The organism is Nocardia abscessus NBRC 100374, from assembly GCF_000308455.1.
In the GTDB taxonomy this organism is placed as follows: Bacteria; Actinomycetota; Actinomycetes; order Mycobacteriales; family Mycobacteriaceae; genus Nocardia; species Nocardia abscessus.
In genome coordinates this window covers 70,757-95,411 of the sequence record NZ_BAFP01000092.1, presented here as the reverse complement: position 1 = coordinate 95,411, position 24,655 = coordinate 70,757, and the positions used below count along the sequence as shown (strand labels likewise).

Sequence of the window (24,655 nt, the reverse complement as noted above, 5' to 3'; positions counted from 1 at the left end):
ACACCCCGCCCGGACCGCATAGGAGTTCTACCAGCTTCTGCCTGGTGAATCGGGGATTTGCGGTCCTCTCACTAGAATGGGGCGACCGTATTCGTCCGCTTCCGGGAGCCAGCCGTGACCATCCAGCCTGTTCGCCTGTTCGGCGATCCCATCCTGCGTGCCCGCGCCGCGGAGGTCACCGCGTTCGACCGCGATGTGCGGCAGCTGGTGACCGACCTGACCGAGACCATGCACGACGACGGCGGGGTCGGGATGGCCGCGCCGCAGATCGGGGTCGGGCTGCGCGTGTTCGTCTACGACACCGGCGACGCCGCCGGGCATCTGGTGAACCCGCAGTGGGAGGTCGTCGGCGACGAAGAGCAGGTCGGCCCGGAGGGATGCCTGTCCATTCCCGGCGTGCGCTACGACACGCGCCGGGCGCTGCGGGTGCGCGCCTCCGGTGTGGACGTCGACGGCGCGCCGGTCTCCTTCGAGGCCGAGGGCCTGCTGGCGCGGTGCGTGCAGCACGAGACCGACCACCTCGACGGTGTGCTGTTCATCGATCGTCTCGACCCGGCCCAGCGCAAGGAGGCGATGCGGGTGATTCGCGAATCCGATTGGTTCGCCGCGGGAACGACGGTGCGCCCGGCCCGCTCGATGAGCGGCGCGGGGCGGCCCAACCCGTTCGGGGTCGTCCGCTGATGCGCATCGTCTTCGCGGGGACACCGGAGCCGGCGGTTCCGTCGCTGCGGCGTTTGCTGGAATCGGCGAATCACGACGTGATCGCCGTCGTGACGCGGCCCGACGCGGTGGCGGGGCGCGGCCGGAAGGTGACCAGGTCGCCCGTCGGTCAACTGGCCGACGAGCACGGCATCCCGGTGCTCACCCCACGTCGGCCGTCGGAGCCGGAATTCATCGCGCAGCTCACCGAATTGGCGCCGGACTGCTGCCCCGTGGTCGCCTACGGCGCGCTGCTGCCCCAGCCGGTGCTCGACATCCCGCGCTTCGGCTGGATCAACCTGCACTTCTCGCTGCTGCCCGCGTGGCGGGGCGCGGCGCCGGTGCAGGCGGCGATCGATGCGGGTGACGAGATCACCGGCGCCTCGACCTTCCAGATCGAGGCCGGGCTGGACACGGGTCCGGTCTTCGGCATGGTGACCGAGAAGATCGCCGTCACCGACACCGCGGGCACCCTGCTGCAGCGGTTGGCCGACAGCGGCTCCCGTCTGCTGGAAGCGACGCTGGACGGAGTGGAGGACGGGACGCTGCAGGCGGTCGCCCAGCCCACCGACGGCGTGTCGTACGCGCCCAAGGTCGGTGTCGAGGCCGGGCACGTGCGCTGGGATCAACCGGCGCTGGCCATCAGCAGGCGGATTCGCGCGGTCACCCCGGCTCCCGGAGCGTGGACGGAAGTCGGCGGTACCCGGCTGAAGCTGGGACCGGTCGAGCTGGTGGAAGACGAGTTGCCGGAGCGCGTGATCGAGGTACGCAAGTCCGGAGTCTTCGTCGGCACCGCCACCACCGCCGTCCGGCTCGATCAGGTGCAGCCGCAAGGCAAGCGCATGATGGCCGCGCTCGACTGGGCGCGCGGCGCCCGCCTGCAGCCCGGCGCGGTGGTCGAATGACGCCGCGGGGCAATCGGGCCGGTGGCGACGACGCACGCGACCGGCGGCGCGACGAACGCGCGTCCGCGCCGAAGCGTTCCGGCGAGTCCGGCCGGGCTCAGGCGCAGGGCGGCCCGCGGCGGGACCGCAACGGTGCAGGCCGGCCACCGGCGGCCGATCAGCGTTCCGGCAGCGGGCGAGCCGAGGCGGGCGGCCGCGACCGCGACGAACGGCGCGGCTCCACGGGACAACGCGCGGCGACGGGCCGAGCGGACCGTTCTTCCGCCGGGCGCCCGGCTTCCGGGTCCAAAACCCCCGCGCGTCAGGGGCCCAAGGTCGCCGGGCGACCGCATCGTCCAGCGCCCGCCGATCCGCCGCGGTCGGTCGCCAGGGATGTGCTGCGTGCGGTCCGGGAGCGCGACGCCTACGCCAACCTCGTGCTGCCCGCGCTGCTGCGAGAACGGGGATTGGCGGGGCGAGACGCCGCACTGGCCACCGAACTCGCCTACGGCGCGTGCCGCTCGCTCGGCCTGCTCGACGCGGTGATCGCCGAAGGCGCGGGCCGATCGATCGAAGAGATCGACGGCCCCCTGCTGGACGTGCTCCGGCTCGGCGTCTATCAATTGCTGCGCACCAGGATCGGCGCGCACGCGGCCGTGGACACCTCGGTGGCGCTGGCGCGCGCCGAATCCGGCGCGGGCAAGGCCGGTTTCGTCAACGCCGTGCTCCGGCGGGCGGCGGAGAAGACGACCGAAGAGTGGGTCGAGGCGCTCGCGCCCGCCGACCCGGTCGGCCGGTTGGCGTTCGAGTACGCGCATCCGGCATGGATCGCGCAGGCGTTCGCCGACGCGCTGGGGGCGCGAGCGGCGGAGTTGGGCGAGGTGCTCGCCGCCGACGACGCGCGCCCGCTGGTGCACCTGGTGGCCCGCCCCGGCGACATCACCGCGGAGGAACTCGCGCTGGTCACCGGTGGTGAGGAAGGGCGCTGGTCGCCGTACGCGGTCTACCTGGACGGCGGGGATCCGGGCAAGCTCGAGCCGGTGCGCGCGGGCATGGCAGCCGTACAGGACGAAGGCAGCCAGTTGGTCGCCCTGGCGCTGACCAGGGCCGAGCTGGAGGGCCCGGACACCGGGCGCTGGCTCGATCTGTGCGCCGGACCGGGCGGCAAGGCCGCGCTGCTGGGTGCGATCGCCGCGATCGACGGCTTCCGGGTGGACGCGGTCGAGCCCGCCGCGCACCGCGCCGAACTGGTGCGCAAGGCGGTGCACGACCTGCCGGTCGACGTCCACGTCACCGACGGCCGGGCCAGCGGATTGACTCCGGGTTACGACCGCATCCTGGTGGACGCCCCGTGTACCGGACTCGGTGCGCTGCGGCGCAGGCCCGAGGCGCGCTGGCGGCGCACCCCGGCCGACGTGCGCCAACTGGTCGTATTGCAGCGCGAACTGCTCGCCGCGGCATGGGATCTGCTGCGCCCGGGCGGGGTCGTGTTGTACTCGACCTGCTCGCCACACCTGCCGGAGACCGTGTCGATCGTCGCCGACGCCGTGCGCCGTCTGGGCGCCGAGCAACTCGACACCCGAGAGCTGCTACCCGGCGTCACCGATGTCGGTGACGGGCCGGGGGCGCAGCTGTGGCCGCACCGGCACGGCACCGACGCCATGTTCCTGGCCGCGCTGCGCAAGCCACGCTGAGCGGCATTCCATTCGTCCAAGCCGTGCGGCGAGTTGTGCCGCACACTCGGCGCATGACGATGACCTGGCCGGACGTGGTGGCGATGGCGACCGAACTCCCACAGGTGGAGGAATCCACCTGGTGGCGTAGCCCGGCGTTGAAGGTCGGCGGCAAAGGTTTCGCCCGGCTGCGCAGCGAGGCCGAAGGCGGCCTCGCGCTGGCCTGCGACCTCACCGAGAAGGAGGCACTGCTCGCCTCCGGCGATCCGGCCTTCTACACCACCCCGCATTACGACGGCTACGCCTACATCTTGATCGACCTCGATCGCGTCGATCCGGATCACCTGCGGGAACTGCTGGATGCCGCGTGGTGGATCACCGCTCCGGCGAAGGTGCGCAAGCTGCGGGAGCGCGAGGCCCGCTGAGTCCGCTCATTCCCGGCTGGACTGTTCCCGCAGCCGGGCAAGGGTTTTCGCGAGGATGCGCGAGACGTGCATCTGCGAGATGCCCATCTGCTGCGCGATCTGGGTCTGGGTCATCGATTCGAAGAACCGCATGGTGAGGATGCGCCGCTCCCGCTCGGGCAACCCGGCCAGCAGCGGCCGGATCGCGACGTACTCCTCGACGCGGTCGAACTGGGACTCCTCCTCGCCGAGGGTGTCCAGCAGCGAGGCGTCGGTGTCCCGGCCTAGCGTGGCCGCGTCGATCGAACTCGGCTGGTAGGCGTTGCCGGCGATCACCGCCTGGGTCACCTCGTCCGGATCGACGTCGAGCTCCGCGGCGATCTCCTTCGCCGTCGGCGAGCGACCGAGAGTCTGCGACAGGCTGTCGATCGCCGCGCCGATGCGTAGGTGGGTCTCCTTGACCCGGCGCGGCACCCGCATCGCCCACGTGTTGTCGCGGAAATACCTGCGGACCTCGCCCATGATGGTCGGCACCGCGAACGACAGGAAGTTCGAGCCGCGCTCCACGTCGAAACGATCCACCGCGTGCACCAGACCGACCCGCGCCACCTGGGTCAGGTCGTCGAACGGTTCACCGCGCCCGCTGAACTTGCGGGCGATGTGGTCGGCGAGCGGAATGCAGCGGCTGATCAGTTCCGCGCGCAAGGCGGTGTGCCGCGCCGTCCCGGCTTCGCTGGCCGATAGCTGCCCGAAGAGCAAGCCGACGTCGTCGTACCCGGGGACCGCGCCGGCCGCTTCCAGGGTTTCGCTTTCGTCTTCCAGGGTTTCGCTGTCCTCGACGGCGTCCTCCGCGGTCAAAGTGTCGGAGTCGTCCTCGCGCTGTGCCTCGAACACGGTTTCTTCGTCCGCCACTACGCCTTCCCCCGGACCCGACGGAACTGGACCGTCGTCGGATATCCGGAGACCGTCGCATCGAACGAATCCTGTGTCGCCTCGACCGTGTCGGTGAGGGTGCGCAGCACGTGCCAGCCGAAGCTGCGCTGGTCGGGCAGTCCCGGCTTCTCCGCGATGCCCTCGACCCGGACGAGCAGCTCGGTGTCACCGACGGTGAACCGGCAGTTCAGGCTCGTTTCCGGGGCGGCGACCGCGATCAGCGTCGAGCAGACCTCGTCGACGGCCAGCCGGATGTCGGCCACCTCGTCCAGCGTGAATTCGCTGAGTAGGACGAGGGTTTCGGCGAGCCCGCGCACGATGGGCAGCTGTGTCACCGACGCCGCCACCCGAATCTCCACCGGGGTGCTGTAGAGCCCCTGTTCCGCCGAAATATTGATCACCCTATGCAGGCTACCCACTCCGGCCCTGGACAATCCTGGGTACCGTTAGACTCCGGCGTTGTGTCCAACCCGACTTACCCTCGTCCGGCCGTTCCGATGATCGCCCCGTCCATCCTTTCCGCCGACTTCGCGCATCTCGCGGAGGAAGCGGGCGCCGTAGCGGGCGCGGACTGGCTGCACGTGGACGTGATGGACGCGCACTTCGTGCCGAATCTCACAATCGGGCTTCCCGTGGTCGAAAGCCTGCTGAAGGCGACCGAGATCCCGCTGGACTGCCACCTGATGATCGAGGATCCGGGCCGCTGGGCGCCGCCGTACGCCGAGGCGGGCGCGCACAATGTGACCTTCCACGCCGAGGCGACGGACGATCCGATCGCGGTCGCGCGCGACATCCGCGCCGCGGGCAGCAAGGCGGGGCTCTCGGTGAAGCCGGGCACGCCGATCGAGCCGTACCTGGAGATCCTGCGCGAATTCGACACGCTGCTGGTGATGAGCGTGGAACCGGGTTTCGGCGGGCAGTCGTTCATCCCCGAGGTGCTGGCGAAGGCGCGCATCGTGCGCAACCTGGTCGATGCCGGTGAGCTGCGGTTGCTGGTCGAGATCGACGGCGGCATCAACGCCGACACCATCGAGGCGGCGGCGGAGGCAGGCGTGGACTGCTTCGTCGCCGGCTCCGCGGTCTACAGCACGGCCGATCCCGGGGCCACCGTGGAGAAGTTGCGCAGGCAGGCGGCCTCGGCGTGGGCGCGCTGAAAAGGTCTAGCCGATTCGGGTTTTGCGCGCCGCGACCGCGCGGATCGTCGCGATCACGGCGCTGAGCGGCGGGCGGCGTGCCCCGGTCTCCGGCGATCGGATCCAGACGCGGTATCCGGTGCGCTCGTCGTCCGGTGAGGGCAGCACCACTTGACTGCCCGCGCAGGCCACCGCCGCGTAGAGGCGGAACAATTCGGCCGAGACCGCCGGACTGAACGCGTCGGGTCCGGCGGGGCCGGTGAGGAAGGTCCAGTGCCTGGCTCGCGGGTGGTCGACGACCGGTCCGGCGATTCCGTCCTGGACGAGTCGTCGCAGCACTTGCTCGCCGAGTTCGGCGGGCATGGTGACCGCGCCGTAGTCGACGCCGATGTGCAGCAGAATACGGTGCGAACCGGGATCCATCGATGCGGGCAGCTGGAATTCGCGGCGATACCGCAGGCAGCGAACTTCCGGCGTCGAATCGAGAAAAGTGGTCACACCGCGCCCCCCGCTGTGTCCGACCAGATTTGTCCCACTGTCGTCTCCGGCTTTCTCGAGTAGTGAAGTCGTGCGGCGGGCCGCGCGGGTGTACGCCGTCGGCCCAGGTAGAGCGGCGCATCGAACTACTTGTGCGGAAAAGTTGAACGCGAGAAGTCAGCCGCATAACGATATCGCTTTCGCGCATCGCAGGCGCGCGGAAACTGCGTTATAACCGTGTTTCTTTCGGGTATCGACAATGAATCGGGCACCGGGGGAGGAATTAATTCGCGCGGTACGCCGAAAGGCGTTGAACGAATACACGATCCCGTATCGCCGGGCGAATGCGGCGCGTGTGGAGATATTTTGTTCCACTTTCGATGGGACCGGCCGGTTCCGGCGGGCTCTCCCTGCCCGGCGGTCTGCTTCCCGCCTCGGAGGGCGCGGAGCCGTCCAGTCTCCGCGCGAACCCGGGAACGGCGCTACCTCCTACGACCCGGCGTCGTTAGGCTGAGGGCGCGGGAATAGCGGCCGGGACTCGCGCTGTTCCGGAACTCGAGGACAACGACGCGACAGGGAGTCGAAGCACATGTTCACAGGCATCGTCGAGGAGCTCGGCGAGATCGTCTCCAGCGAGCAGCTGACCGACGCCGCGCGGCTGACGATCAAGGGCAAGCTGGTGACCTCCGATGCCGGACACGGTGATTCGATCGCCGTGAACGGGGTGTGCCTGACCGTCGTGGAGGTGGTCGGTGGAGACTCGTTCACCGTCGACGTCATGGCCGAGACGCTCAACCGCTCCGGCATCGGCAAGCTGGACGTCGGTTCGAAGGTGAACCTGGAGCGTGCCGCGGCGCTGAACAGCAGACTCGGCGGCCACCTGGTCCAGGGACACGTCGACGGCACCGGCACCGTGCTCTCGCGCACTCCGTCGGAGAACTGGGACGTGGTCCGGATCTCGCTGCCGGAGACCATCGCCCGCTACGTGGTGGAGAAGGGGTCGATCACCGTCGACGGCATCTCGCTCACCGTCTCCGGTCTCGGCGTCTCCGACGAACCCGCCGAGACCGGTAGCCGGGACTGGTTCGAGGTCTCCCTCATCCCCACCACGCTCTCGCTGACCAACCTCGGCTTCGCCACCGTCGGCACCACCGTCAACCTGGAAGTCGACGTGATCGCCAAGTACGTCGAACGCCTCCAGCAGCGCGGCTAGCGTTGACCGCCCCGCTCGTGCCCGCCCGCGCCGGATGCGTGTGCGTGGCGCAGGAGCGTACGAAGCGCGCACGGGTTCGCGCGGAAGGCGACCGCACGGCGGCGGACAGGTCCCACCGCTCAGCGCGCCTTCCGCGACACATCGGCCCGCGCGCCATTTCCCCACCTGGGCAAGCCCCAGGATGCGATGGGCGTGATCGAACTCGATTCGTCGGCTGCCTTCGAGTCGCCGTCGCATCGGTCACCACCGGTCGGCACCCCGCGCAGAGTGCCGGGAGGATGGTCGCCGCCATCGGCAGGCCCACCGAGTGCGAGGAAGCGCCGAACATGCGAGTCCGATACTCACCACCTCGCGCGCTCAGACGAACCTCACTCCATCTTTCGAGCGAAGCGAGACCTAGCATGCGCCGTTCGCGGCCCGGCTCGCGTCCGAGCGGCCGCCGCGTCCGCGACGCAGTCGCCAGCGGCGGCCGCTCGGACGCGAGCCACCAAGGGGCCGCGAATACGCAGCGCCGCAGGCGCTGCAAATTGAACACAGTACTGTGGTGAGGCACCTATTTCGAGATGGAGCACAGCAGACGTGACCAGGTTCGACAGCATCGAGCGCGCAGTCGCCGACATTGCCGCCGGTAAAGCGGTCGTCGTAGTCGACGACGAGGACCGCGAGAACGAGGGCGACCTCATCTTCGCGGCGGAGAAGGCCACCCCGGAGCTGGTCGCCTTCATGATCCGCTACACCTCCGGTTACATCTGTGTGCCGCTCACGGGTGACGATTGCGACCGGCTCGGCCTGCCGCCGATGTACGCGATGAACCAGGACAAGCACGGCACCGCCTACACCGTCTCGGTGGACGCGCGCGAGGGCGTGACGACCGGTATCTCCGGCGCCGACCGCGCCACCACCATGCGGCTGCTGGCCGACGCCGACGCCAAGGCCGACGATTTCACCCGGCCCGGCCACGTGGTGCCGTTGCGCGCCAAGGACGGTGGCGTGCTGCGTCGCCCCGGCCACACCGAGGCGGCCGTGGATCTGGCACGGATGGCCGGGTTGCGCCCGGCGGGCGTGATCTGCGAGATCGTCAGCCAGAAGGACGAGGGCCACATGGCCCGCACCGAGGAGCTGCGCGTTTTCGCCGACGAGCACGAGCTCGCGCTGATCTCGATCGCCGACATGATCGCGTGGCGGCGCAGGCACGAGAAGCACGTGGTGCGCGTCGCGGAGGCGCGCATCCCCACCGCGCACGGCGAGTTCATGGCCGTCGGCTATCAGAGCATCTACGACGAGGTGGAGCACGTCGCGCTGGTGCGCGGCGACATCAGCGACGGCGAGGACGTCCTGGTGCGCGTGCACTCGGAGTGCCTGACCGGAGACGTCTTCGGGTCGCTGCGCTGCGACTGCGGTCCGCAGCTGGACGCGGCGCTGGAGATGGTGGCGGCCGAGGGGCGCGGTGTGGTGCTGTACATGCGCGGTCACGAAGGGCGCGGCATCGGCCTGATGCACAAGCTGCAGGCCTACCAGCTGCAGGATTCCGGCCACGACACGGTCGACGCGAATCTGGAGCTCGGCCTGCCCGCGGACGCGCGCGATTACGGCACCGGCGCGCAGATCCTGGTGGATCTGGGTCTTCGGTCGATGCGGTTGCTCACCAACAACCCGGCCAAGCGGGTCGGCTTGGACGGCTACGGCCTGCGGATCACCGAGCGGGTGCCGATGCCGTTGCGCGCGAACGCGGAAAACCTGCATTACCTGCGCACCAAGCGGGACCGGATGGGGCACGACCTGATCGGGCTCGACGAGCTCGATCTCGGCGAGACGGCGCACTGAACTGCGAGCAAACCGGAAAGGCGGACATCGATGAGCGGTACCGGGGTACCGACCTTCGCGCTGGCCGACGCCAAGGACCTCTCCTTGGGCATCGTCGCCTCGCGCTGGCACACCCAGATCTGCGACACCCTGCTGGCGAACGCCGAGCGGGTGGCCAAGGACGCGGGGGTCCAGCAGATCACCGTGGTGCGCTGCGCGGGCGCCATGGAGCTGCCGGTGGTGGCCCAGGAACTGGCCAGGTCGCACGACGCGGTGGTGGCGCTCGGCGTGGTGATCCGCGGTGACACGCCGCACTTCGAGTACGTCTGCGACGCGGTGACCGCGGGGCTCACCCGGGTTTCGCTGGACGAGGGCACGCCGGTCGCGAACGGGGTGCTGACCACCAACAACGAGCGGCAGGCCCTGGATCGGGCCGGGCTACCGGAGTCGCACGAGAACAAGGGCGAGCAGGCGGCCGCCGCGGCGTTGGACGCCGCGCTGACGCTGCGCGCCCTGCGGCAGTCCGCGTAGCGATGCCGGTCGTCCGTATCTTCCGCAGGAACGTGGGATCGCCCGCGCCGGCAGGCGACGAGTCCGAGTGGGAGTTCGAGGTGCGGCCCCGGCGCGCGGTGCGGACGGCCTGGATCGTGGCGGTGCTGGTGGCGGCCGCGTTCACCGCGGGTGGTATCTGGTTGCGCAGCGGATCGACCGGCGTCAACTTCCGGGTGGTCGATCAGATCGCGATGATCGGGATCGGCGTTCTCGGCGCCGCCGCGGTGCTGCTGCTGACCAGGCCGCGGGTCCGGGTCGGTGCGCGGGGTGTGTCGGTGCGAAACATTCTGGGCGACAACGATTTCCCGTGGGGCTACATTCGGGGTGTGTCGTTTCCGGATCGAAAGTCCTGGGCGCGCCTGGAATTGGTCGACGACGACTACGTCCCGATGCTGGCGATCCGCTCCAACGACAAGCAGCACGCGGCGCAGGCGATGGCCCGGCTGCGTGAACTCGGCGCGAAGTATTCCGAGAGCGAGTGAGCGGGCGGGTATCCGCCCCGAACTGTCCGCCTCGCGTGGGTCCGGCTGCTGGTCTAACCTCGCCGGTATGGAGTCGGGCGCGTTCGTTCTCGCGGCGGCTTTCGCCGACGATCCACTGATGACCTACTTCTGGCCGGGCTCGCCGCGGCGGCGAAAAGCGTTGCCGCTGTTCTGGGATTCGCGCATCGCCTCGCGCCGGAGGAACGGGCTGGTCGACCTCGCGCACGACGCTGAGGGCACCCTCGCCTGCGTGGCGCTGTGGGAGCCCGCGAACGTGGTGTCGCCGACGGCGAAGCCGCTGACCTTGCTGCGCGCCTTGGGGCCGGGTGCGGCGCGTGCGCTGGCCGCGGGCCGACAGATGGAGCGCGCGCGCCCGGTGACGCCACACCTGTACCTGGCCGCTATCGGGACGCTGCCCGGCGCGCAGGGGCGCGGGCTGGCGACCACGCTGCTCGAGCGGCGGCTGTCGGCGGCCGACCAGAACTGCTTCCTGATCTGCAACACCATCGCCACCGTGCCCTTCTACGAGCGGTTCGGGTTCGAGCCGCAGGGCGAGCTGCGGCTCGGCCGGGGGCCGGTCGTGTATCCGATGATGCGGACGACCTAACCGCACCCTTCCCGCCGAAAGCGCCGATTCACGCGGGAGAACCCTCGGGCGCGACCGAGCCCGCCGCTACGGGCCGATCAGTGGGTGTCGCCGAGGACCGCGCCTTCGCGGCGGGGGTCGGCGCCGCCGATCCAGCCGTCCGTGCCGGTGCGTTTCAGGGCGCTGAGGCCGCTGACCTGTGGTGCCACGGAGACTTGATGGCCCAGCTGACGCAGCCGGAGCACCAGCGGGTCGTGGTCACCGTTGTCGGTGGCATTGATCGCGGGATGCTCACCACCGATGCCGGTAGACGGACTGTTCCCGGCGCCGAACGCGACCGCGGACACCGCCTGCTGCGGGTCCAGGCCCCAATCGAACATGTTGACCAGCGTTTTCACCACGAACTGGATGATCACCGAACCGCCGGGCGAGCCGGCGACATGGGTGAGCTCGCCGCGCGACCCGTCGGGGGCCTTGTCGAACACCAGCGTCGGGCTCATCGAACTGCGCGGGCGCTTGCCCGGCTGGATCCGGTTGGCCATCGGCACCCCGTCGGCGCCCAGCGGGTCGGCGTTGAAGTCGGTGAGCTGGTTGTTCAGCACGAAGCCGTCGACCAGGTGGAACGAACCGAACGCCGACTCGACGGTGGTGGTCATCGCCGCGGCGTTGCCGTACTCGTCGACCACCGAGATGTGGCTGGTGCCGTGCTCGGGTGGCTGCGGGCCCACGCCCAGCGGCACGGGACCGAAGTCACCCGGCTGCGCGGTGCCCATGCTGCGGTTGGGATCGATCAGCCCGGCGCGCTGCCGCAGATAATCCCGGTTCAGCAGGGTTTGCGCCGAATTGCCCGGCAACGGGACGAAATCCGTGTCGGCCACGTACTTGTTGCGGTCGGCGTAGGCGAGGCGTTCGGCCTCCGAGATGAGGTGCACGGCCTGTGCAGCGGGCTTGCCGCCGTTGCGGTCGATGCTGTCCGGCCGCATGGTGGCCAGGTCGAAGTTCTCCAGGATGCCCAACGTCGCGGCGACGGCGATGCCGCCCGACGAGGGGCTGGGCATGCCGCAGATCTCGTGCTCCCGGTAGCCCGTGCACAAGGCGGTGCGCTTCTTCGCCTGGTAGCCGGCCAAGTCCTCGGTGGTGATCACGCCTGGGGTGCGCCCGCCGGAGGATCGGCCCGCCGCTGCGGCGATGTCCCGCGCGATGGCGCCGGTATAGAAGGCTTGGGCACCCTCCGTGGCGACGGCGCCGAGCGTCTTGGCCATGGCGGGGTTGGTGAGCACGGTCTCGGCGGCCTTCGGGCTGCCGTCCGGGTTGAGGAAATACGCCTTGGCGTCCTCGTCGGCCGCGAGGTCCTTCGCCGACTCCGCGATCTGGCCCGCGAGGCGGGGGCTGATCGGGAAGCCTTGATCGGCGAGTCCGATGGCGGGGTCGAACAGCTCGCGCCACGCGGTCTTGCCGTGGTCGCGGTGTGCCATCTCGAGCATCCGCAGCACGCCGGGCACGCCGATGGAGCGGCCGCTGGCCCGCGTGTTCGGCTTGGGCTCGGTGCGGTCGGTGTCGCTGATCCAGCGCAGGTAGTTCTCGGTCGCGGCCGCCGGGGCAACCTCGCGGCCGTCGTAGGCGTCCACGGTCTTGGTGTTCGCGTCGTAGTAGAGCAGGAACGCGCCGCCACCGATACCGGAGGCCTGGGGTTCGACCAGGCCGAGCACCGTTTGCGCCGCGATCAACGCGTCCGCCGCGGTGCCGCCGTCGCGCAGGACCTCGCAGGCGGCCTTGGTCGACACCGGATTGGCCGTCGACACCGCGAAGGTGTGCGTGCGCACCGGCGTCATGTTCGCGCGATAGCCGGTCGCTATTTCCGGATTGGTGCTGAGATCCTTGCTGCCGCCGCCCGCCGGGTCCGTCGCGCCTGCGGCGACCGGGGTGCCGTTCGGAACCGTCTCGCAGACACCGCCCGCCCCGTTTTCGCCGGACGAACAGGCGGTGGCCATTCCGACGGTGAGTGCGAACGCCGCCGCGGCGGCGACCCAATTTCCTCGCTTGCGCCCCATGCCCGGACTCTAACCCCCGGCACCGACAGCCGCGCCGGTTTCCTTCCCACCGGCGAAATCGCCCTGACCACAGCGTGTGTCGAGCCGATTGCCGGTGCGATCGCCCTGTGCGCGGCGGAGGTGCCGGGCGGTCCGTCGGTAGGCTGGCCGGGTGGCGATCGAGGCGGTGCTGTTCGACTTCTCCGGGACATTGTTCCGGCTGGAGGACGACGAATCGTGGTACGCGGATCTGACCTGGCCGGACGGCCGGGCGTTCGACGTGGGCGAGAAGGCCGAGATCATGCGGCGGATGACGGCGCCGGTCGACCACATCGCCGAGTTCGACGCCGAGACGCAGTACGCGTGGGACCACCGCGACCTGGACCCGGCGCTGCACCGCAGGGTGATGATGCACGTGCTGCGCAATTCGGGCGTGCCCACCGACGAGGATGCCGATCGGCTGTATGCCCGTCTGCTCGACCCACTGGAGTGGACGCCGTACCCCGACAGCGAGGCCGTCCTGAATCATCTGGCGGCACACGGCGTTCCGGTCGCGGTGGTGAGCAACATCCCGTTCGACATCCGTCCGTCGTTCGCGGCGCGCGGCTGGGATCGGCTGGTCGGAGCGTTCACCCTCTCCTACGAGGTCGGCGTGATGAAACCCGATCCGGAGATCTTCCACTCCGCTCTCGGCGAATTGGGCGTGCCCGCCGAAGCGGCTCTGATGATCGGCGACAGCGCCGAGGCCGACGGTGGCGCCGAGGCGGTGGGCAGCCGATTCGCTCTGGTGGAGGCCCTGCCCACCGCCGAGCGTCCGGACGCGCTGTTGGCCGCCCTGCGGCGGCACGGCCTCGTGGAGTAGTTCCCCGGCTGCTCGGTGCGCGCCACGCACGCCGATGTCGTGCCCCCATTTGCCGAAGTCCGAGTGGTGGGGGAGGCCATCGTGTTACGGTGCGATTTCGGCGTATTCGCAGGTTGCGCCGAAAGGTTCGGTACCAACGGGGGTACGGCTGTGAGCTTGGCGTTCTCCGGTGAGGAGCCGTCCATCGGCGTGGAAACGGCCATGCCGGAGTCGGTTCGGGACGTGCGGGAAGCCGTCGCCGGGATGGCGGGTTTCGGACTCGCCTATCCCGTGCTGATGAATCTGACGCGCGGCGGCGACGCGGCCGCCACGGCGTCCACCCAATTCTGCGTGGCCTGGGCGCTGGGTCTTCTCGTGCTCGGGTTCACCGAAGGAGCGCACAGTGTGCGCAGGCTGACGGTCACGCTGGCCGTCCTGCAGGCGGTCCTCGGGTGCTGGGCGATCCGGGACCTCGCGACCGTCCCGCCCGTCGTCGGCGTCGTGGCCGCGGGCTATTCGCTCGCTACGTCGGGCGCCGTCGTGTACCTATTGTGCCGCCCGGAAGCCAAGGCGTGGTTCGGGGTCCGCGCCTCCTGAGCTGTGCTGAGCGTCGCGGTGGCCGGGCCGCCGGGAGCGGTCGACAGCCTGCCGAGCCTCCGCTCGCCCGGGGTGCGGACTGCGGACGGATCGTGTCCGACCGCGCCGATAGGCTGGATGGGTGGCAGATCCAGCGACGTACCGGCCCGCGCCGGGCACGATTCCCGTCGAACCCGGTGTCTACAAGTTCCGGGACGCCCATCGACAGGTGATCTACGTCGGCAAGGCCAAGAGCCTGCGCAGCAGACTGAACTCCTACTTCGCCGACGTCGCGAACCTGCATCCGCGGACGAGGCAGATGGTCACCACGGCCGCGAGCGTCGAATGGACGGTCGTCTCCACCGAGGTGGAGGCGCTGCAGCTGGAATACAACTGGATCAAGGAATTCGATCCGCGCTTCAACGTCCGCTACCGCGACGACAAGTCCTACCCCGTGCTCGCGGTCACCCTGAACGAGGAGTATCCGCGGCTGTTCGTCTACCGCGGCGCGCGCCGCAAGGGTGTCCGATACTTCGGTCCGTTCGCGCATGCCTGGGCCATCCGCGAGACGCTCGATCTGCTGCTGCGGGTGTTTCCCGCGCGCACCTGCTCCAACGGAGTCTTCCAGCGGCACCGCCAGATCGGGCGTCCCTGCCTGCTCGGCTATATCGACAAGTGCTCGGCGCCGTGCGTCGGGCGGGTCAGCGCCGAGGAGCACCGGGCGATCGTCGAGGACTTCTGCGACTTCCTGGCCGGCCGTACCGACCGCCTGGTCCGGGAGCTGGAGCGCCGCATGCACCAGGCCGCCGACGACCTGGATTTCGAGGTCGCCGCCCGGCTGCGCGACGACGTCCAAGCGCTGCGCCGCGCGCTGGAGAAGCAGGCGGTGGTGCTCGGCACCGGCACCGACGCCGACGTTATCGCCTTCGCCACCGACGAGCTGGAGGTGGCGGTGCAGGTGTTCCACGTGCGCGACGGCCGGGTGCGCGGTCAGCGCGGGTGGGTGGTCGACAAATCGGGTGACGCGGTGGACGTCCCCGGGGCGGGCGGTGAGCTCGCCGCGCTGGTCGAGCAGTTCCTCACCCAATTCTACGGCGAGCAGGTCGCGGTGGCCGAGCAGGCGGCGGACGAGCAGCCCGCCGCCGTGGTGCCGCGCGAGGTGCTGGTGCCCGAGCTGCCCGCCGACGTCGACCAGGTCCAGCACTGGCTGTCGGGCTTGCGCGGCTCGGCGGTGAAGGTGCGGGTGCCCCAGCGCGGGGACAAGAAGGCGCTCGCCGAGACCGTGCAGCGCAATGCGATGGAGGCGCTGGCCCAGCACAAGCTCAAGCGGGCGGGTGACCTGACCTCGAGATCGCAAGCACTGCAGGAGATTCAGGACGCGCTGGAACTCGACACCGCGCCGCTGCGCATCGAGTGCGTGGATGTCAGCCATGTGCAGGGCACCGATGTGGTCGCCTCGCTGGTGGTGTTCGAGGACGGTCTGGCCCGCAAGTCCGATTACCGGCACTACACGATCAAGGAAGCGGCCGGCGAGGGCCGCTCCGACGACGTCGGCAGCATCGCCGAGGTGACCCGCCGCCGGTTCCTCAAACTGCGCCGCGAGCGCGACCAGATGGAGCACGACGATCTCGCCGCCTCGGGACCCGACGACGACGCGCTCGACCTGACCTCCCGTCCCGGTATCGATCCCCGCACCGGCCGCCCGCGCAAGTTCTCCTACCCGCCCAATCTCTATGTCGTCGACGGCGGAGCGCCCCAGGTGGCGGCGGCCGCCGAGGTGCTCGACGAGCTGGGCATCACCGATGTCGCGGTGATCGGCCTGGCCAAACGGCTGGAGGAGGTGTGGGTGCCGGGCGAGAGCGACCCGGTGATCCTGCCGCGCACCAGCGAGGCGCTGTATCTGCTGCAACGGGTCCGTGACGAGGCGCACCGCTTCGCCATCACCTTCCATCGCAGCAAACGCTCGCGCCGGATGACCGCCTCGGCGCTGGACTCGGTGCCGGGTCTCGGCACGGCCCGCCGGACCGCGCTGGTCACCCATTTCGGGTCGGTGGCCAAGCTGAAGCAGGCCACGGTCGAGGAGATCACCGAAGTGCCCGGCATCGGAATGGCAACCGCAAAAGCGGTCCTTGCGGCCCTCGAGTCCGAATAGACAGTCGACAGTGCACCGGAAGTTTCGGTTTCGCGTACGTTGTGTGTCTGTGCCCGATACCGAAACCGGTGCGCGATGATCGGAAGGCACCCCAGAGACGGATCCGGTAGGACATGACACGCGTCGAATCGAACAGCAGTGCGGGCAGTCCGCCGACGAGTGCGGGACGAGTGGTCTCGTCCGGCGCGGTCGGCGGAGCGAACCCGCAGGTCGAGGTGGTGATCGTGACCGGGCTCTCGGGCGCGGGCCGCGGCACCGCCGCCCGCGTGCTCGAGGACCTCGGCTGGTACGTGGCCGACAACCTGCCGCCCGAGCTGTTCGAGCGCATGGTCGAACTCGGCGCGTCCGCCAAGCCGCCGATCCGGCGTCTCGCGCTGGTCATGGACGTGCGCAGCCGGTTCTTCACCGGTGATCTCTCGGCGGTCACCGAGCAGCTGCGGACCCGCGGCGTGCGCACCAGGGTCCTGTTCCTGGAGGCCTCCGACGATGTGCTGATCCGCCGCTTCGGCTTCGCGCGGCGCAGGCATCCGTTGCAGAGCGAGAGCAAGGACGGCACGCTGTCGGCAGGCATCGCCGCCGAACGGGTGCGGTTGTCGGCCGTGAAGGCGGCCGCGGACCTGGTGATCGACACCACCGAACTTTCCATTCATCAGTTGCACCGCAAGATGGAGGAGGCGTACGGCGGCGGCGCCCCCAGCGCGCTGCAGCTCACCGTGCAGTCGTTCGGCTTCAAGTACGGGGTTCCGCTGGACGCCGACATGGTGTTGGATGTGCGTTTTCTACCCAATCCGCATTGGATACCGGAGTTGCGGGAACACACCGGTCAGGAAGCGGTGGTCAGCGAGTACGTGTTGTCGCGTCCCGGCGCGGACGACTACCTGCGTACCTGCCACCACCTGGTCGAGCTGACCACGAACGGTTACCGCCAAGAGGGGAAGCGATACATGACGGTCGCAGTGGGCTGCACCGGAGGCAAGCACCGGAGCGTCGCGATCGCCCAGGCACTGGGCGAGTTGATGAGCGAGGTCACCGGCAAAACGGAGGAGTCCGCCGACGTGGTCCGCGTCGTGCATCGAGACCTGGGGCGCGAATGACGGGCTGGGAATCCAATCCCAGCATCGTCGCGCTGGGTGGCGGACACGGTTTGTACGCGACGCTGACCGCCGTTCGGCGGTTGACCAGGAAGATCTGCGCGGTGGTCACCGTCGCCGACGACGGCGGCTCCTCGGGCCGGTTGCGCGCCGAGCTGGGTGTGCTGCCGCCGGGGGATCTGCGGATGGCGCTGGCGGCCTTGGCCGCGGACGCCGACGGCGTGTGGACGCAGACCGTCCAGCATCGATTCGGCGGCACCGGCGCGCTGGCGGGGCACTCGGTGGGCAACCTGATCCTGGCCGGGCTCACCGAGGTGCTCGGCGACCCGGTCGCCGCGCTCGACGAAGTCGCTCGCATGTTGCGCATCACCGGCCGGGTCCTCCCCATGTCGCCCATCGCGCTGGACATCGAGGCGGATGTATCTGGGCTGGAAGCGGATCCACGGGTGAGCCGTTGCATTCGCGGCCAAGTTGCCATCGCGACGACGCCGGGTAAGGTGCGGCGAGTGCGGCTGATTCCGTCCGATCCACCGGCCAGTCCGGAGGCCACCTCGGCGATCGAACACGCGGACGTCGTGGTGCTCGGCCCGGGATCGTGGTTCACCAGTGTGATTCCGCACGTCCTCGTCCCGGAACTACGCGAAGCCCTGGTCTACACCAGAGCGCGGAAAGTTCTCGTGCTCAATCTCGCCGCGGAGCCGGGGGAGACCGCCGGGTTCTCCGCGGAGCGGCATTTGCACGTACTGTCCCAGCACGCACCGGAATTCGTCGTCGACGAGGTGCTGGTCGATTCCGGCTCGGTGCCGGAGGGCCGCGAGCGGGAACATGTGGCCAGGGCTGCCGAGCAGTTGCGGGCACGGGTAACGTTCTCCGATGTCGCCGAAGCGGGAACGGACCGGCATCACCCCGGAAAGCTTGCCGCCGCACTGGATCAATTGATCCGGCAACCTCGGCCGCAAATGGCAGGGCTTCGAGTCGAGGGACGGCACATGGGTCAGGATGTGCGTTCCGGGTTGGGTGGAAAGGAGCGCGTCCCGTGGCGATGACAGCCGATGTGAAAGACGAGCTGAGCAGGCTCACGGTGTCGCAGGTGAGTTCCCGCAAAGCGGAACTGTCCGCACTGCTGCGTTTCGCGGGCGGCCTGCACATCGTCGGCGGCCGGGTGATCGTCGAGGCGGAGGTGGACATGGGTTCCATCGCGCGCCGGCTGCGCCGGGAGATCTTCGAGCTCTACGGTTACGGCTCCGACGTGCACGTACTCGGGGCGGGGGGACTGCGCAAGACCTCCAGGTACGTGGTGCGCGTCTCCAAGGAGGGTGAGGCGCTGGCCCGGCAGACCGGCCTGCTCGACGTGCGCGGCCGTCCGGTGCGCGGCCTGCCCGCACAGGTGGTCGGCGGCAGCATCGCCGACGCCGAAGCCGCTTGGCGCGGCGCGTTTCTGGCGCACGGCTCGCTGACCGAACCCGGCCGCTCCTCGGCGCTCGAGGTCAGCTGCCCCGGGCCCGAGGCGGCGCTGGCGCTGGTCGGCGCGGCCCGGCGGCTGGGGATCACGGCCAAGGCGCGCGAGGTGCGCGGCACCGACCGGGTGGTGGTCCGCGACGGTGAGGCCATCGGCGCGCTGCTGACCAGGATGGGCGCGCACGGCACCCGGATGGTCTGGGAGGAGCGCAGGCTGCGCCGTGAGGTGCGCGCGACCGCGAACCGGCTGGCCAACTTCGACGACGCCAATCTGCGCCGCTCGGCGCGGGCCGCGGTCGCCGCGGCGGCCCGGGTGGAACGCGCGCTGGAGATCCTCAGCGACGACGTCCCCGACCATCTCGCCGCCGCGGGCCGGCTGCGTGTGCAGCACCGGCAGGCGTCGCTCGAGGAACTCGGCCAGCTCGCCGACCCGCCGATGACGAAAGACGCTGTCGCGGGCCGCATCCGCCGGCTGCTGTCGATGGCCGACCGGCGCGCCAAGGAGCTGGGTGTCCCGGACACCGAATCGGCCGTGACGGCCGAGCTGCTCGACGAAGCCTGAGCCGCGTTTTCCCTCGTGATCCCCGTGACGTCGTCCGTCGCGGGGATCACGGCGTTTCGACTGCGGAAACCGTCTTGGTCGGGCGTCTGACCAGGCATGCCGTCCGCGTCAATGCCAGGTGCGTGTCGGCGAGGTCACGGCAGGACGTTAGTGTGAATGGGCATCGGAACGATCCGCTGGAAAGTTGAGGAGCGATAACGTGACTGTCCGGGTAGGCATCAACGGCTTCGGTCGTATCGGACGTAACTTCTTCCGGGCGGTGGAGGCGCAGAAGGCGCTCGGCACCACCGACATCGAGATCGTCGCGGTCAACGACCTCACCGACAACGCGACCCTCGCGACCCTGCTCAAGTACGACTCGATCCTGGGCCGTTTGCCCCAGGATGTCTCGCTCGACGGCGACGACACCATCGTGGTGGGCGACCAGCGGATCAAGGCGCTGGCCATCAAGGAGGGCCCCGCCGCGCTGCCCTGGGGCGACCTCGGCGTCGACGTGGTCGTCGAGTCCACCGGCATCTTCACCGATGCCACCAAGGCCAAGGGCCACCTTGCCGCGGGCGCCAAGAAGGTCATCATCTCCGCCCCGGCCAAGGGCGAGGACATCACCATCGTCATGGGCGTCAACGACGACAAGTACGACGGCAGCCAGAACATCATCTCGAACGCGTCGTGCACCACCAACTGCCTCGGCCCGCTGGCCAAGGTGCTCAACGACGAGTTCGGCATCGAGCACGGCCTGATGACCACCATCCACGCTTACACCCAGGACCAGAACCTGCAGGACGGCCCGCACAGCGACCTGCGCCGCGCCCGCGCCGCCGCGCTGAACATCGTGCCCACCGGCACCGGCGCCGCGAAGGCCATCGGCCTGGTGCTGCCCGAGCTGCAGGGCAAGCTGGACGGCTACGCGCTGCGCGTGCCGGTCCCGACCGGTTCGGTCACCGACCTGACCGCCACGCTGCGCAAGTCGGCCACGCTCGAGGAGATCAACGCCGCCTACAAGGCCGCCGCGGAGGGCCCGCTGAAGGGCATCCTGAAGTACAACACCGATCCGATCGTCTCCAGCGACATCGTCACCGACCCGGCCTCGTCGATCTACGACGCTCCGCTGACCAAGGTGATCGACAACCAGGTCAAGGTCGTCTCCTGGTACGACAACGAGTGGGGCTACTCCAACCGTCTCGCCGATCTCATCGGCCTCGTCGGCAAGTCGCTCTGACGCGTATGACTGTCAAGACACTCGCGGATCTGCTCGGCGAGGGCGTCGAGGGCCGGGGCGTGCTGGTGCGCTCCGACCTGAACGTCCCCCTCGACGACCAGGGACAGATCACCGATCCCGGCCGCATCGTCGCCTCGGCGCCGACCATCAAGGCGCTCGCCGAGGCAGGCGCCAAGGTCGTCGTGACCGCGCATCTGGGCCGCCCGAAGGGCGAGCCGGACCCGAAGCTCTCGCTGGCGCCGGTGGCCGCCCGGCTCGCCGAGGAGCTGGGCCGCAACGTCCAGCTCGCCGGTGACGTCGTGGGCCAGGACGCGCTGGCGCGGTCGGAGGGCCTCACCGACGGCGACGTGCTGCTGCTGGAGAACATCCGGTTCGACGCGCGCGAGACCAGCAAGGACGACGCGCAGCGAGCCAAGCTGGCCGCGGCGCTGGTCGAGCTGGTCGGCGACGATGGAGCATTCGTCTCCGACGGCTTCGGCGTGGTGCACCGCAAGCAGGCTTCGGTGTACGACGTGGCCGAGCTGCTGCCGCACTACGCGGGCACGCTGGTCGCGGCCGAGGCCGAGGTGCTGGCCAAGCTGAGCCAGAACCCGGACCGGCCGTACGCGGTCGTGCTCGGCGGTTCCAAGGTCTCCGACAAGCTGGCGGTCATCGAGGCGCTCGCGCCGAAGGTCGACACGCTGGTGATCGGCGGCGGCATGTGCTTCACCTTCCTCGCCGCACAGGGCTTTTCGGTGGGCGCCTCGCTGCTGCAGGAGGAGATGGTGGATACCTGCAAGCATCTGCTCGACCAGTACGCCGACGTCATCCACCTGCCCCGCGACATCGTGGTGGCCGATAATTTCGCCGCGGACGCGGAGTCGAAAGTGGTTCCCGCGCACGAGATCCCCGACGGCTGGCTGGGTCTGGACGTGGGCCCGGAGTCGGTGGACCGCTTCGCGGTGCTGCTGACCGAGGCGCGGACCGTCTTCTGGAACGGGCCGATGGGCGTGTTCGAGTTCGAGAAGTTCGCCGCGGGCACCCGCGGAGTCGCCGAGGCGATCGTGACCGCCACCGGCAAGGGCGCGTTCACCGTGGTCGGCGGCGGCGATTCGGCCGCGGCCGTGCGTGCGCTCGGCCTGCCGGACGACGGCTTCTCGCACATCTCCACCGGCGGCGGTGCGTCGCTGGAGTACCTGGAGGGCAAAGAACTTCCGGGCATCGCGGTGTTGGAGGACTGAGCATGGCACGCAAACCGCTCATCGCGGGCAACTGGAAGATGAACCTCAATCACCTCGAGGCCATCGCTCTGGTGCAGAAGATCGCGTTCGCGCTGCCGGAGAAGTACTTCGCCAAGGTCGACGTGGCGGTGATCCCGCCGTTCACCGACCTGCGCAGCGTGCAGACGCTGGTCGAAGGCGACAAGCTCCTGCTCACCTACGGCGGCCAGGACGTCTCGGTGCACGAGTCCGGCGCCTACACCGGCGAGATCAGCGCGAGCATGCTCGCCAAGCTGGGCTGCACGTTCGCCGTGGTCGGGCACTCCGAGCGGCGGCAGTACCACAACGAGGACGACGCCACCGTGCTGGCCAAGGCCAAGCAGGCACTGAAGCACGGGATCACCCCGATCGTGTGCATCGGCGAGGGCCTGAACGTACGTGAGGCGCGGACGCACGTCGAGTACAACCTCGAGCAGCTGCGCGGATCGCTGAAAGGCTTGACGGCGGAAGAGATCTCGAAGATCGTCATTGCCTACGAGCCGGTGTGGGCGATCGGCACCGGCAAGGTCGCCACCCCCGCCGACGCGCAGGAGGTCTGCGGCGCGATTCGCGGGGAGCTGGAGAAGCTGGCCTCGCCGGAGGTCGCCGCCGGGGTTCGCGTGCTCTACGGCGGATCGGTCAACGCCAAGAACGTCGGAGAGCTGGTCGCCCAGACCGACATCGACGGCGCGCTGGTCGGCGGCGCTTCGCTCAAGGGTGACGAATTCGCCACCCTCTCGGCGATCGCCGCGGGCGGCCCGTTGCCCTGATCTCGGCACTACGCGCAACAGCCCGGTATCGCGGACAGCGATACCGGGCTGTTGTCTTTTCGCCGAGAGTGATCACGGATGCTCGGCGGCCGGTGCCCGTGCGATGATGACGGAGCTCGAAACAACGGCCTGACAAGGATTTTCGTGACTCTTCGCAAGCTGTCCACCGCACTTCCGGTCGCGCTGGTCGCGTTGGCCGCGCTCGTCGGCTGTTCCGACGACTCGGCGCACGACCACGATCACGCCCACCACGACACGGCGTCGACCACTGCCGCGGCGGCGGTGCGGCCGGAGCAGCAGGACGCGGGCCACCGCAGGATCGGCCAACTGGTCGGGGAGTGGAAGGGCGAGAAGTCGACCTTCGTCGCGGGCGGCACGGCCGACAATCCGACCAAGCGGGAAATCGTCTCGCGCTGGGAATGGATCGCCGAGACCGGTAACAACTTCCTGCGGGAGGAAGCCGAGGACGTCCAGGGCAGCAGCGCGTACTACCGGCTCGGACTGCTCGGATTCTCACCGACCGACAACCGCTACGAGTGGTCCACCGTCGACAGCGTCACGCCGATGACCATGAGCTACAAGGGCGCGAAGGGCAGCGGCGGCGACGCCGACATCGTCATGGCAGGCGAATTCACTGATCCCGGCGTGCTGGGCCCGCAGTTCGTGGGCAAGACGATCCCGATGCGCACGGTGATCCGGCTGGAGTCGGCCGACCGGGTCGTCATGGAGATCTCTTTCGCTCCGCCCGGCGAACCGGAGCGGATCGCCGATCGCGTCGTGCTCACCCGGAAGAAGTAGCGGGCCCTTACCGCGCGTGCAGGACCAGGCCCGCGCCGTTGTCGTTGCGCAGGGTCAGCATGTCGGCGTCCACCGTGACGGTCGTCTTGCCGTCCAAAGCGTTGAGCATGGACTGCTCGACCTCCATCGCCTCCGGCGAGCACATCATCTTCGTGGTGGCGATCCGGAAGACGATCTGCGTGCCCGACACCTCGGCGCTGCCGGTCATCTGATTGCATCCGGTGGCTCCGGAGACGCTGCCGTCCTCGGCGATGGTGAGTGTGGGCTGCGCTTCGTCGAGGGCGCGCGAGCGGATCTGGCTGTTGTCGGTGATGAACGCGGTCACCAGCCAGGACGTGCCCTTGACCGGCTTGTCCGGCTGCGCCACCTTCTTGTCGAGCAGGGTCACCGTGCGGTCGGGGCTGTGCAAGGTGAGCCGCGAATCGTCGAGCCGCCAGCTGGGCTGGGAATTCAGCAGGCCGCTGAGCCACTCGTCGGCGTCGCGCCGATCGTCCTCGCAGGCCATCAGGGTGGTGGACAGGCCGGAGACGTGCAGGACGTGATCGTCCAGCTCGGCCGCGCCGGTGAATTTGTTGCACCCCGCGTCGGCGGCGACGCGGCCCTCGGAGAAGCTGATCGTCAGCGGCCCGCCGCCGGGAATCGGGGTGCCTTCGACGTTGGTCGAGAGAAAGGTGCGGCCCACCGGTGTCGGCTCGTCGGCGCCCCGCTCCGGCTCCCCGCTCGAGCACGCTGCGATCGCGCAGAGGGCGAGCAGGACCAGCGCTCCTGATCGCGCGAAGTGTGCCGTCATGCGGCGATGCTACCGATGCCGGGCGGCGTCACCCCGGTTATCGCCGGTCGAGACGGCCTGGCGGAGATCGCCCGCCGGAGCTTGCCTCCCGCAAAAACAACGCTCATGGGATGACTTGTCTCGCGTCGTATTAGGATCCGTGTCGTGCATCGATGCTTCCCCATCACCCCGCCGCCCGCCTCCTGAGCGAGGTGTAGGTTCCCAGCGCGCCACCGAGCGGTGAGCGCGCTCTCTTCGGCATCATCGTGCACCTCGCTTCCGCGACCCCATCCCTCTTCGTCGCAGGAGCCC

At 69.5% G+C, this 24,655-nt stretch carries 25 protein-coding genes; 20 read left to right on the top strand and 5 right to left on the bottom strand.

Annotated elements, in window-relative coordinates; genetic code table 11:
* Window positions 1–114: 114 nt before the first annotated feature.
* Genes def through ON19_RS18155 form a run of 4 tightly spaced genes read left to right on the top strand, consistent with a single transcriptional unit; the run spans window position 115 to window position 3,681 of the window.
* Window positions 115–681: a peptide deformylase gene (gene def / locus ON19_RS18170; RefSeq protein WP_043693757.1), complete on the top strand. Its 567-nt coding sequence runs from the start codon at window positions 115–117 to the stop codon at window positions 679–681.
* Window positions 681–1,604, top strand: coding sequence for a methionyl-tRNA formyltransferase (gene fmt / locus ON19_RS18165; protein WP_043693754.1), 924 nt, complete (start codon window positions 681–683; stop codon window positions 1,602–1,604). The genes def and fmt overlap by 1 nt, the downstream gene beginning before the upstream one ends.
* Entirely contained in the window at window positions 1,601–3,277 is a 1,677-nt protein-coding gene (locus tag ON19_RS18160; RefSeq protein WP_169334191.1) for an RsmB/NOP family class I SAM-dependent RNA methyltransferase, read from the top strand. Before fmt ends, ON19_RS18160 begins: the two co-directional genes overlap by 4 nt.
* 53 nt (window positions 3,278–3,330) lie before the next feature.
* Complete coding sequence (locus ON19_RS18155; RefSeq protein ID WP_043693749.1) at window positions 3,331–3,681, top strand: MmcQ/YjbR family DNA-binding protein; 351 nt, start codon at window positions 3,331–3,333, stop codon at window positions 3,679–3,681.
* 6 nt (window positions 3,682–3,687) lie between these two features.
* Here ON19_RS18155 and ON19_RS18150 read toward each other — a convergent pair whose 3' ends face one another.
* Both ON19_RS18150 and ON19_RS18145 read right to left on the bottom strand, forming a co-directional pair.
* Window positions 3,688–4,572 (bottom strand): RNA polymerase sigma factor SigF, encoded by an 885-nt coding sequence (locus tag ON19_RS18150; RefSeq protein WP_051169021.1) that lies wholly within the window; start codon window positions 4,570–4,572, stop codon window positions 3,688–3,690.
* Entirely contained in the window at window positions 4,572–4,994 is a 423-nt protein-coding gene (locus ON19_RS18145; RefSeq protein WP_043693747.1) for an ATP-binding protein, read from the bottom strand. The genes ON19_RS18150 and ON19_RS18145 overlap by 1 nt, the downstream gene beginning before the upstream one ends.
* A 96-nt stretch (window positions 4,995–5,090) precedes the next feature.
* On the opposite strand from ON19_RS18145, the gene rpe reads away from it, so the two are divergent.
* Window positions 5,091–5,747, top strand: a complete 657-nt coding sequence (rpe, locus tag ON19_RS18140; RefSeq protein ID WP_043693744.1) for a ribulose-phosphate 3-epimerase — start codon at window positions 5,091–5,093, stop codon at window positions 5,745–5,747.
* Window positions 5,748–5,753: 6 nt separating this feature from the next.
* On the opposite strand, the gene ON19_RS18135 is transcribed toward rpe, so the two are convergent.
* Complete coding sequence (locus ON19_RS18135) at window positions 5,754–6,224, bottom strand: hypothetical protein (RefSeq protein WP_043693741.1); 471 nt, start codon at window positions 6,222–6,224, stop codon at window positions 5,754–5,756.
* A 568-nt stretch (window positions 6,225–6,792) separates the two neighbouring features.
* Here ON19_RS18135 and ON19_RS18130 point away from each other — a divergent pair.
* The 5 genes from ON19_RS18130 (at window position 6,793) to ON19_RS18110 (ending at window position 10,860) form a co-directional block, all read left to right on the top strand.
* Window positions 6,793–7,416 (top strand): riboflavin synthase, encoded by a 624-nt coding sequence (locus ON19_RS18130; RefSeq protein ID WP_043693738.1) that lies wholly within the window; start codon window positions 6,793–6,795, stop codon window positions 7,414–7,416.
* A 579-nt stretch (window positions 7,417–7,995) separates the two neighbouring features.
* Entirely contained in the window at window positions 7,996–9,240 is a 1,245-nt protein-coding gene (locus tag ON19_RS18125; RefSeq protein WP_043693736.1) for a bifunctional 3,4-dihydroxy-2-butanone-4-phosphate synthase/GTP cyclohydrolase II, read from the top strand.
* 30 nt (window positions 9,241–9,270) lie between these two features.
* On the top strand, window positions 9,271–9,750 hold the full coding sequence (ribH, locus tag ON19_RS18120; RefSeq protein ID WP_043693733.1) for a 6,7-dimethyl-8-ribityllumazine synthase: 480 nt from the start codon (window positions 9,271–9,273) through the stop codon (window positions 9,748–9,750).
* A gap of 32 nt (window positions 9,751–9,782) precedes the next feature.
* Complete coding sequence (locus ON19_RS18115) at window positions 9,783–10,253, top strand: PH domain-containing protein (RefSeq protein WP_043693971.1); 471 nt, start codon at window positions 9,783–9,785, stop codon at window positions 10,251–10,253.
* Between the two features lie 67 nt (window positions 10,254–10,320).
* The gene (locus ON19_RS18110; RefSeq protein WP_043693730.1) at window positions 10,321–10,860 is read left to right on the top strand and encodes a GNAT family N-acetyltransferase; all 540 of its coding nucleotides are present in this window, start codon (window positions 10,321–10,323) and stop codon (window positions 10,858–10,860) included.
* A 77-nt stretch (window positions 10,861–10,937) separates the two neighbouring features.
* Here the strand turns inward: ON19_RS18110 and ON19_RS18105 are convergent, their stop codons facing one another.
* Complete coding sequence (locus ON19_RS18105) at window positions 10,938–12,890, bottom strand: gamma-glutamyltransferase family protein (RefSeq protein ID WP_043693727.1); 1,953 nt, start codon at window positions 12,888–12,890, stop codon at window positions 10,938–10,940.
* A 151-nt stretch (window positions 12,891–13,041) separates the two neighbouring features.
* On the opposite strand from ON19_RS18105, the gene ON19_RS18100 reads away from it, so the two are divergent.
* The 10 genes from ON19_RS18100 (at window position 13,042) to ON19_RS18055 (ending at window position 23,574) form a co-directional block, all read left to right on the top strand.
* Window positions 13,042–13,731 carry an HAD family hydrolase gene (locus ON19_RS18100; protein WP_043693724.1) on the top strand — a complete coding sequence of 230 codons (690 nt, stop codon included), beginning with the start codon at window positions 13,042–13,044 and terminating at the stop codon, window positions 13,729–13,731.
* A gap of 150 nt (window positions 13,732–13,881) precedes the next feature.
* Complete coding sequence (locus ON19_RS18095) at window positions 13,882–14,307, top strand: hypothetical protein (protein ID WP_043693721.1); 426 nt, start codon at window positions 13,882–13,884, stop codon at window positions 14,305–14,307.
* A 121-nt stretch (window positions 14,308–14,428) separates the two neighbouring features.
* On the top strand, window positions 14,429–16,438 hold the full coding sequence (gene uvrC, locus ON19_RS18090; RefSeq protein WP_043693718.1) for an excinuclease ABC subunit UvrC: 2,010 nt from the start codon (window positions 14,429–14,431) through the stop codon (window positions 16,436–16,438).
* 113 nt (window positions 16,439–16,551) lie between these two features.
* A complete protein-coding gene (gene rapZ, locus ON19_RS18085) occupies window positions 16,552–17,532 on the top strand; it encodes an RNase adapter RapZ (protein ID WP_043693715.1) in 981 nt (326 codons plus the stop codon).
* Entirely contained in the window at window positions 17,529–18,575 is a 1,047-nt protein-coding gene (locus ON19_RS18080; RefSeq protein ID WP_043693713.1) for a gluconeogenesis factor YvcK family protein, read from the top strand. The genes rapZ and ON19_RS18080 overlap by 4 nt, the downstream gene beginning before the upstream one ends.
* Window positions 18,566–19,549 carry a DNA-binding protein WhiA gene (gene whiA / locus ON19_RS18075; RefSeq protein ID WP_043693711.1) on the top strand — a complete coding sequence of 328 codons (984 nt, stop codon included), beginning with the start codon at window positions 18,566–18,568 and terminating at the stop codon, window positions 19,547–19,549. Before ON19_RS18080 ends, whiA begins: the two co-directional genes overlap by 10 nt.
* A gap of 199 nt (window positions 19,550–19,748) precedes the next feature.
* Window positions 19,749–20,768 (top strand): type I glyceraldehyde-3-phosphate dehydrogenase, encoded by a 1,020-nt coding sequence (gene gap / locus ON19_RS18070; protein WP_043693708.1) that lies wholly within the window; start codon window positions 19,749–19,751, stop codon window positions 20,766–20,768.
* Window positions 20,769–20,773: 5 nt separating this feature from the next.
* Window positions 20,774–21,988: a phosphoglycerate kinase gene (locus ON19_RS18065; protein ID WP_043693706.1), complete on the top strand. Its 1,215-nt coding sequence runs from the start codon at window positions 20,774–20,776 to the stop codon at window positions 21,986–21,988.
* A 2-nt stretch (window positions 21,989–21,990) separates the two neighbouring features.
* Window positions 21,991–22,776: a triose-phosphate isomerase gene (gene tpiA / locus ON19_RS18060; protein WP_043693703.1), complete on the top strand. Its 786-nt coding sequence runs from the start codon at window positions 21,991–21,993 to the stop codon at window positions 22,774–22,776.
* Window positions 22,777–22,920: 144 nt separating this feature from the next.
* The gene (locus ON19_RS18055; RefSeq protein ID WP_051169019.1) at window positions 22,921–23,574 is read left to right on the top strand and encodes a DUF1579 family protein; all 654 of its coding nucleotides are present in this window, start codon (window positions 22,921–22,923) and stop codon (window positions 23,572–23,574) included.
* Between the two features lie 7 nt (window positions 23,575–23,581).
* Here ON19_RS18055 and ON19_RS18050 read toward each other — a convergent pair whose 3' ends face one another.
* Window positions 23,582–24,364 carry an META domain-containing protein gene (locus ON19_RS18050; RefSeq protein WP_043693700.1) on the bottom strand — a complete coding sequence of 261 codons (783 nt, stop codon included), beginning with the start codon at window positions 24,362–24,364 and terminating at the stop codon, window positions 23,582–23,584.
* Between the last annotated feature and the right edge of the window lie 291 nt (window positions 24,365–24,655).

Bases quoted from the DNA above. Each gene is read 5' to 3' on its own strand.
- fmt (WP_043693754.1), top strand. From the start codon at position 681: ATGCGCATCGTCTTCGCGGGGACACCGGAGCCGGCGGTTCCGTCGCTG.
- ON19_RS18160 (WP_169334191.1), top strand. From the start codon at position 1,601: ATGACGCCGCGGGGCAATCGGGCCGGTGGCGACGACGCACGCGACCGG.
- ON19_RS18155 (WP_043693749.1), top strand. From the start codon at position 3,331: ATGACGATGACCTGGCCGGACGTGGTGGCGATGGCGACCGAACTCCCA.
- rpe (WP_043693744.1), top strand. From the start codon at position 5,091: ATGATCGCCCCGTCCATCCTTTCCGCCGACTTCGCGCATCTCGCGGAG.
- ON19_RS18130 (WP_043693738.1), top strand. From the start codon at position 6,793: ATGTTCACAGGCATCGTCGAGGAGCTCGGCGAGATCGTCTCCAGCGAG.
- ribH (WP_043693733.1), top strand. From the start codon at position 9,271: ATGAGCGGTACCGGGGTACCGACCTTCGCGCTGGCCGACGCCAAGGAC.
- ON19_RS18110 (WP_043693730.1), top strand. From the start codon at position 10,321: ATGGAGTCGGGCGCGTTCGTTCTCGCGGCGGCTTTCGCCGACGATCCA.
- ON19_RS18105 (WP_043693727.1), bottom strand. From the start codon at position 12,890: ATGGGGCGCAAGCGAGGAAATTGGGTCGCCGCCGCGGCGGCGTTCGCA.
- rapZ (WP_043693715.1), top strand. From the start codon at position 16,552: ATGACACGCGTCGAATCGAACAGCAGTGCGGGCAGTCCGCCGACGAGT.
- ON19_RS18080 (WP_043693713.1), top strand. From the start codon at position 17,529: ATGACGGGCTGGGAATCCAATCCCAGCATCGTCGCGCTGGGTGGCGGA.
- ON19_RS18065 (WP_043693706.1), top strand. From the start codon at position 20,774: ATGACTGTCAAGACACTCGCGGATCTGCTCGGCGAGGGCGTCGAGGGC.
- tpiA (WP_043693703.1), top strand. From the start codon at position 21,991: ATGGCACGCAAACCGCTCATCGCGGGCAACTGGAAGATGAACCTCAAT.
- ON19_RS18050 (WP_043693700.1), bottom strand. From the start codon at position 24,364: ATGACGGCACACTTCGCGCGATCAGGAGCGCTGGTCCTGCTCGCCCTC.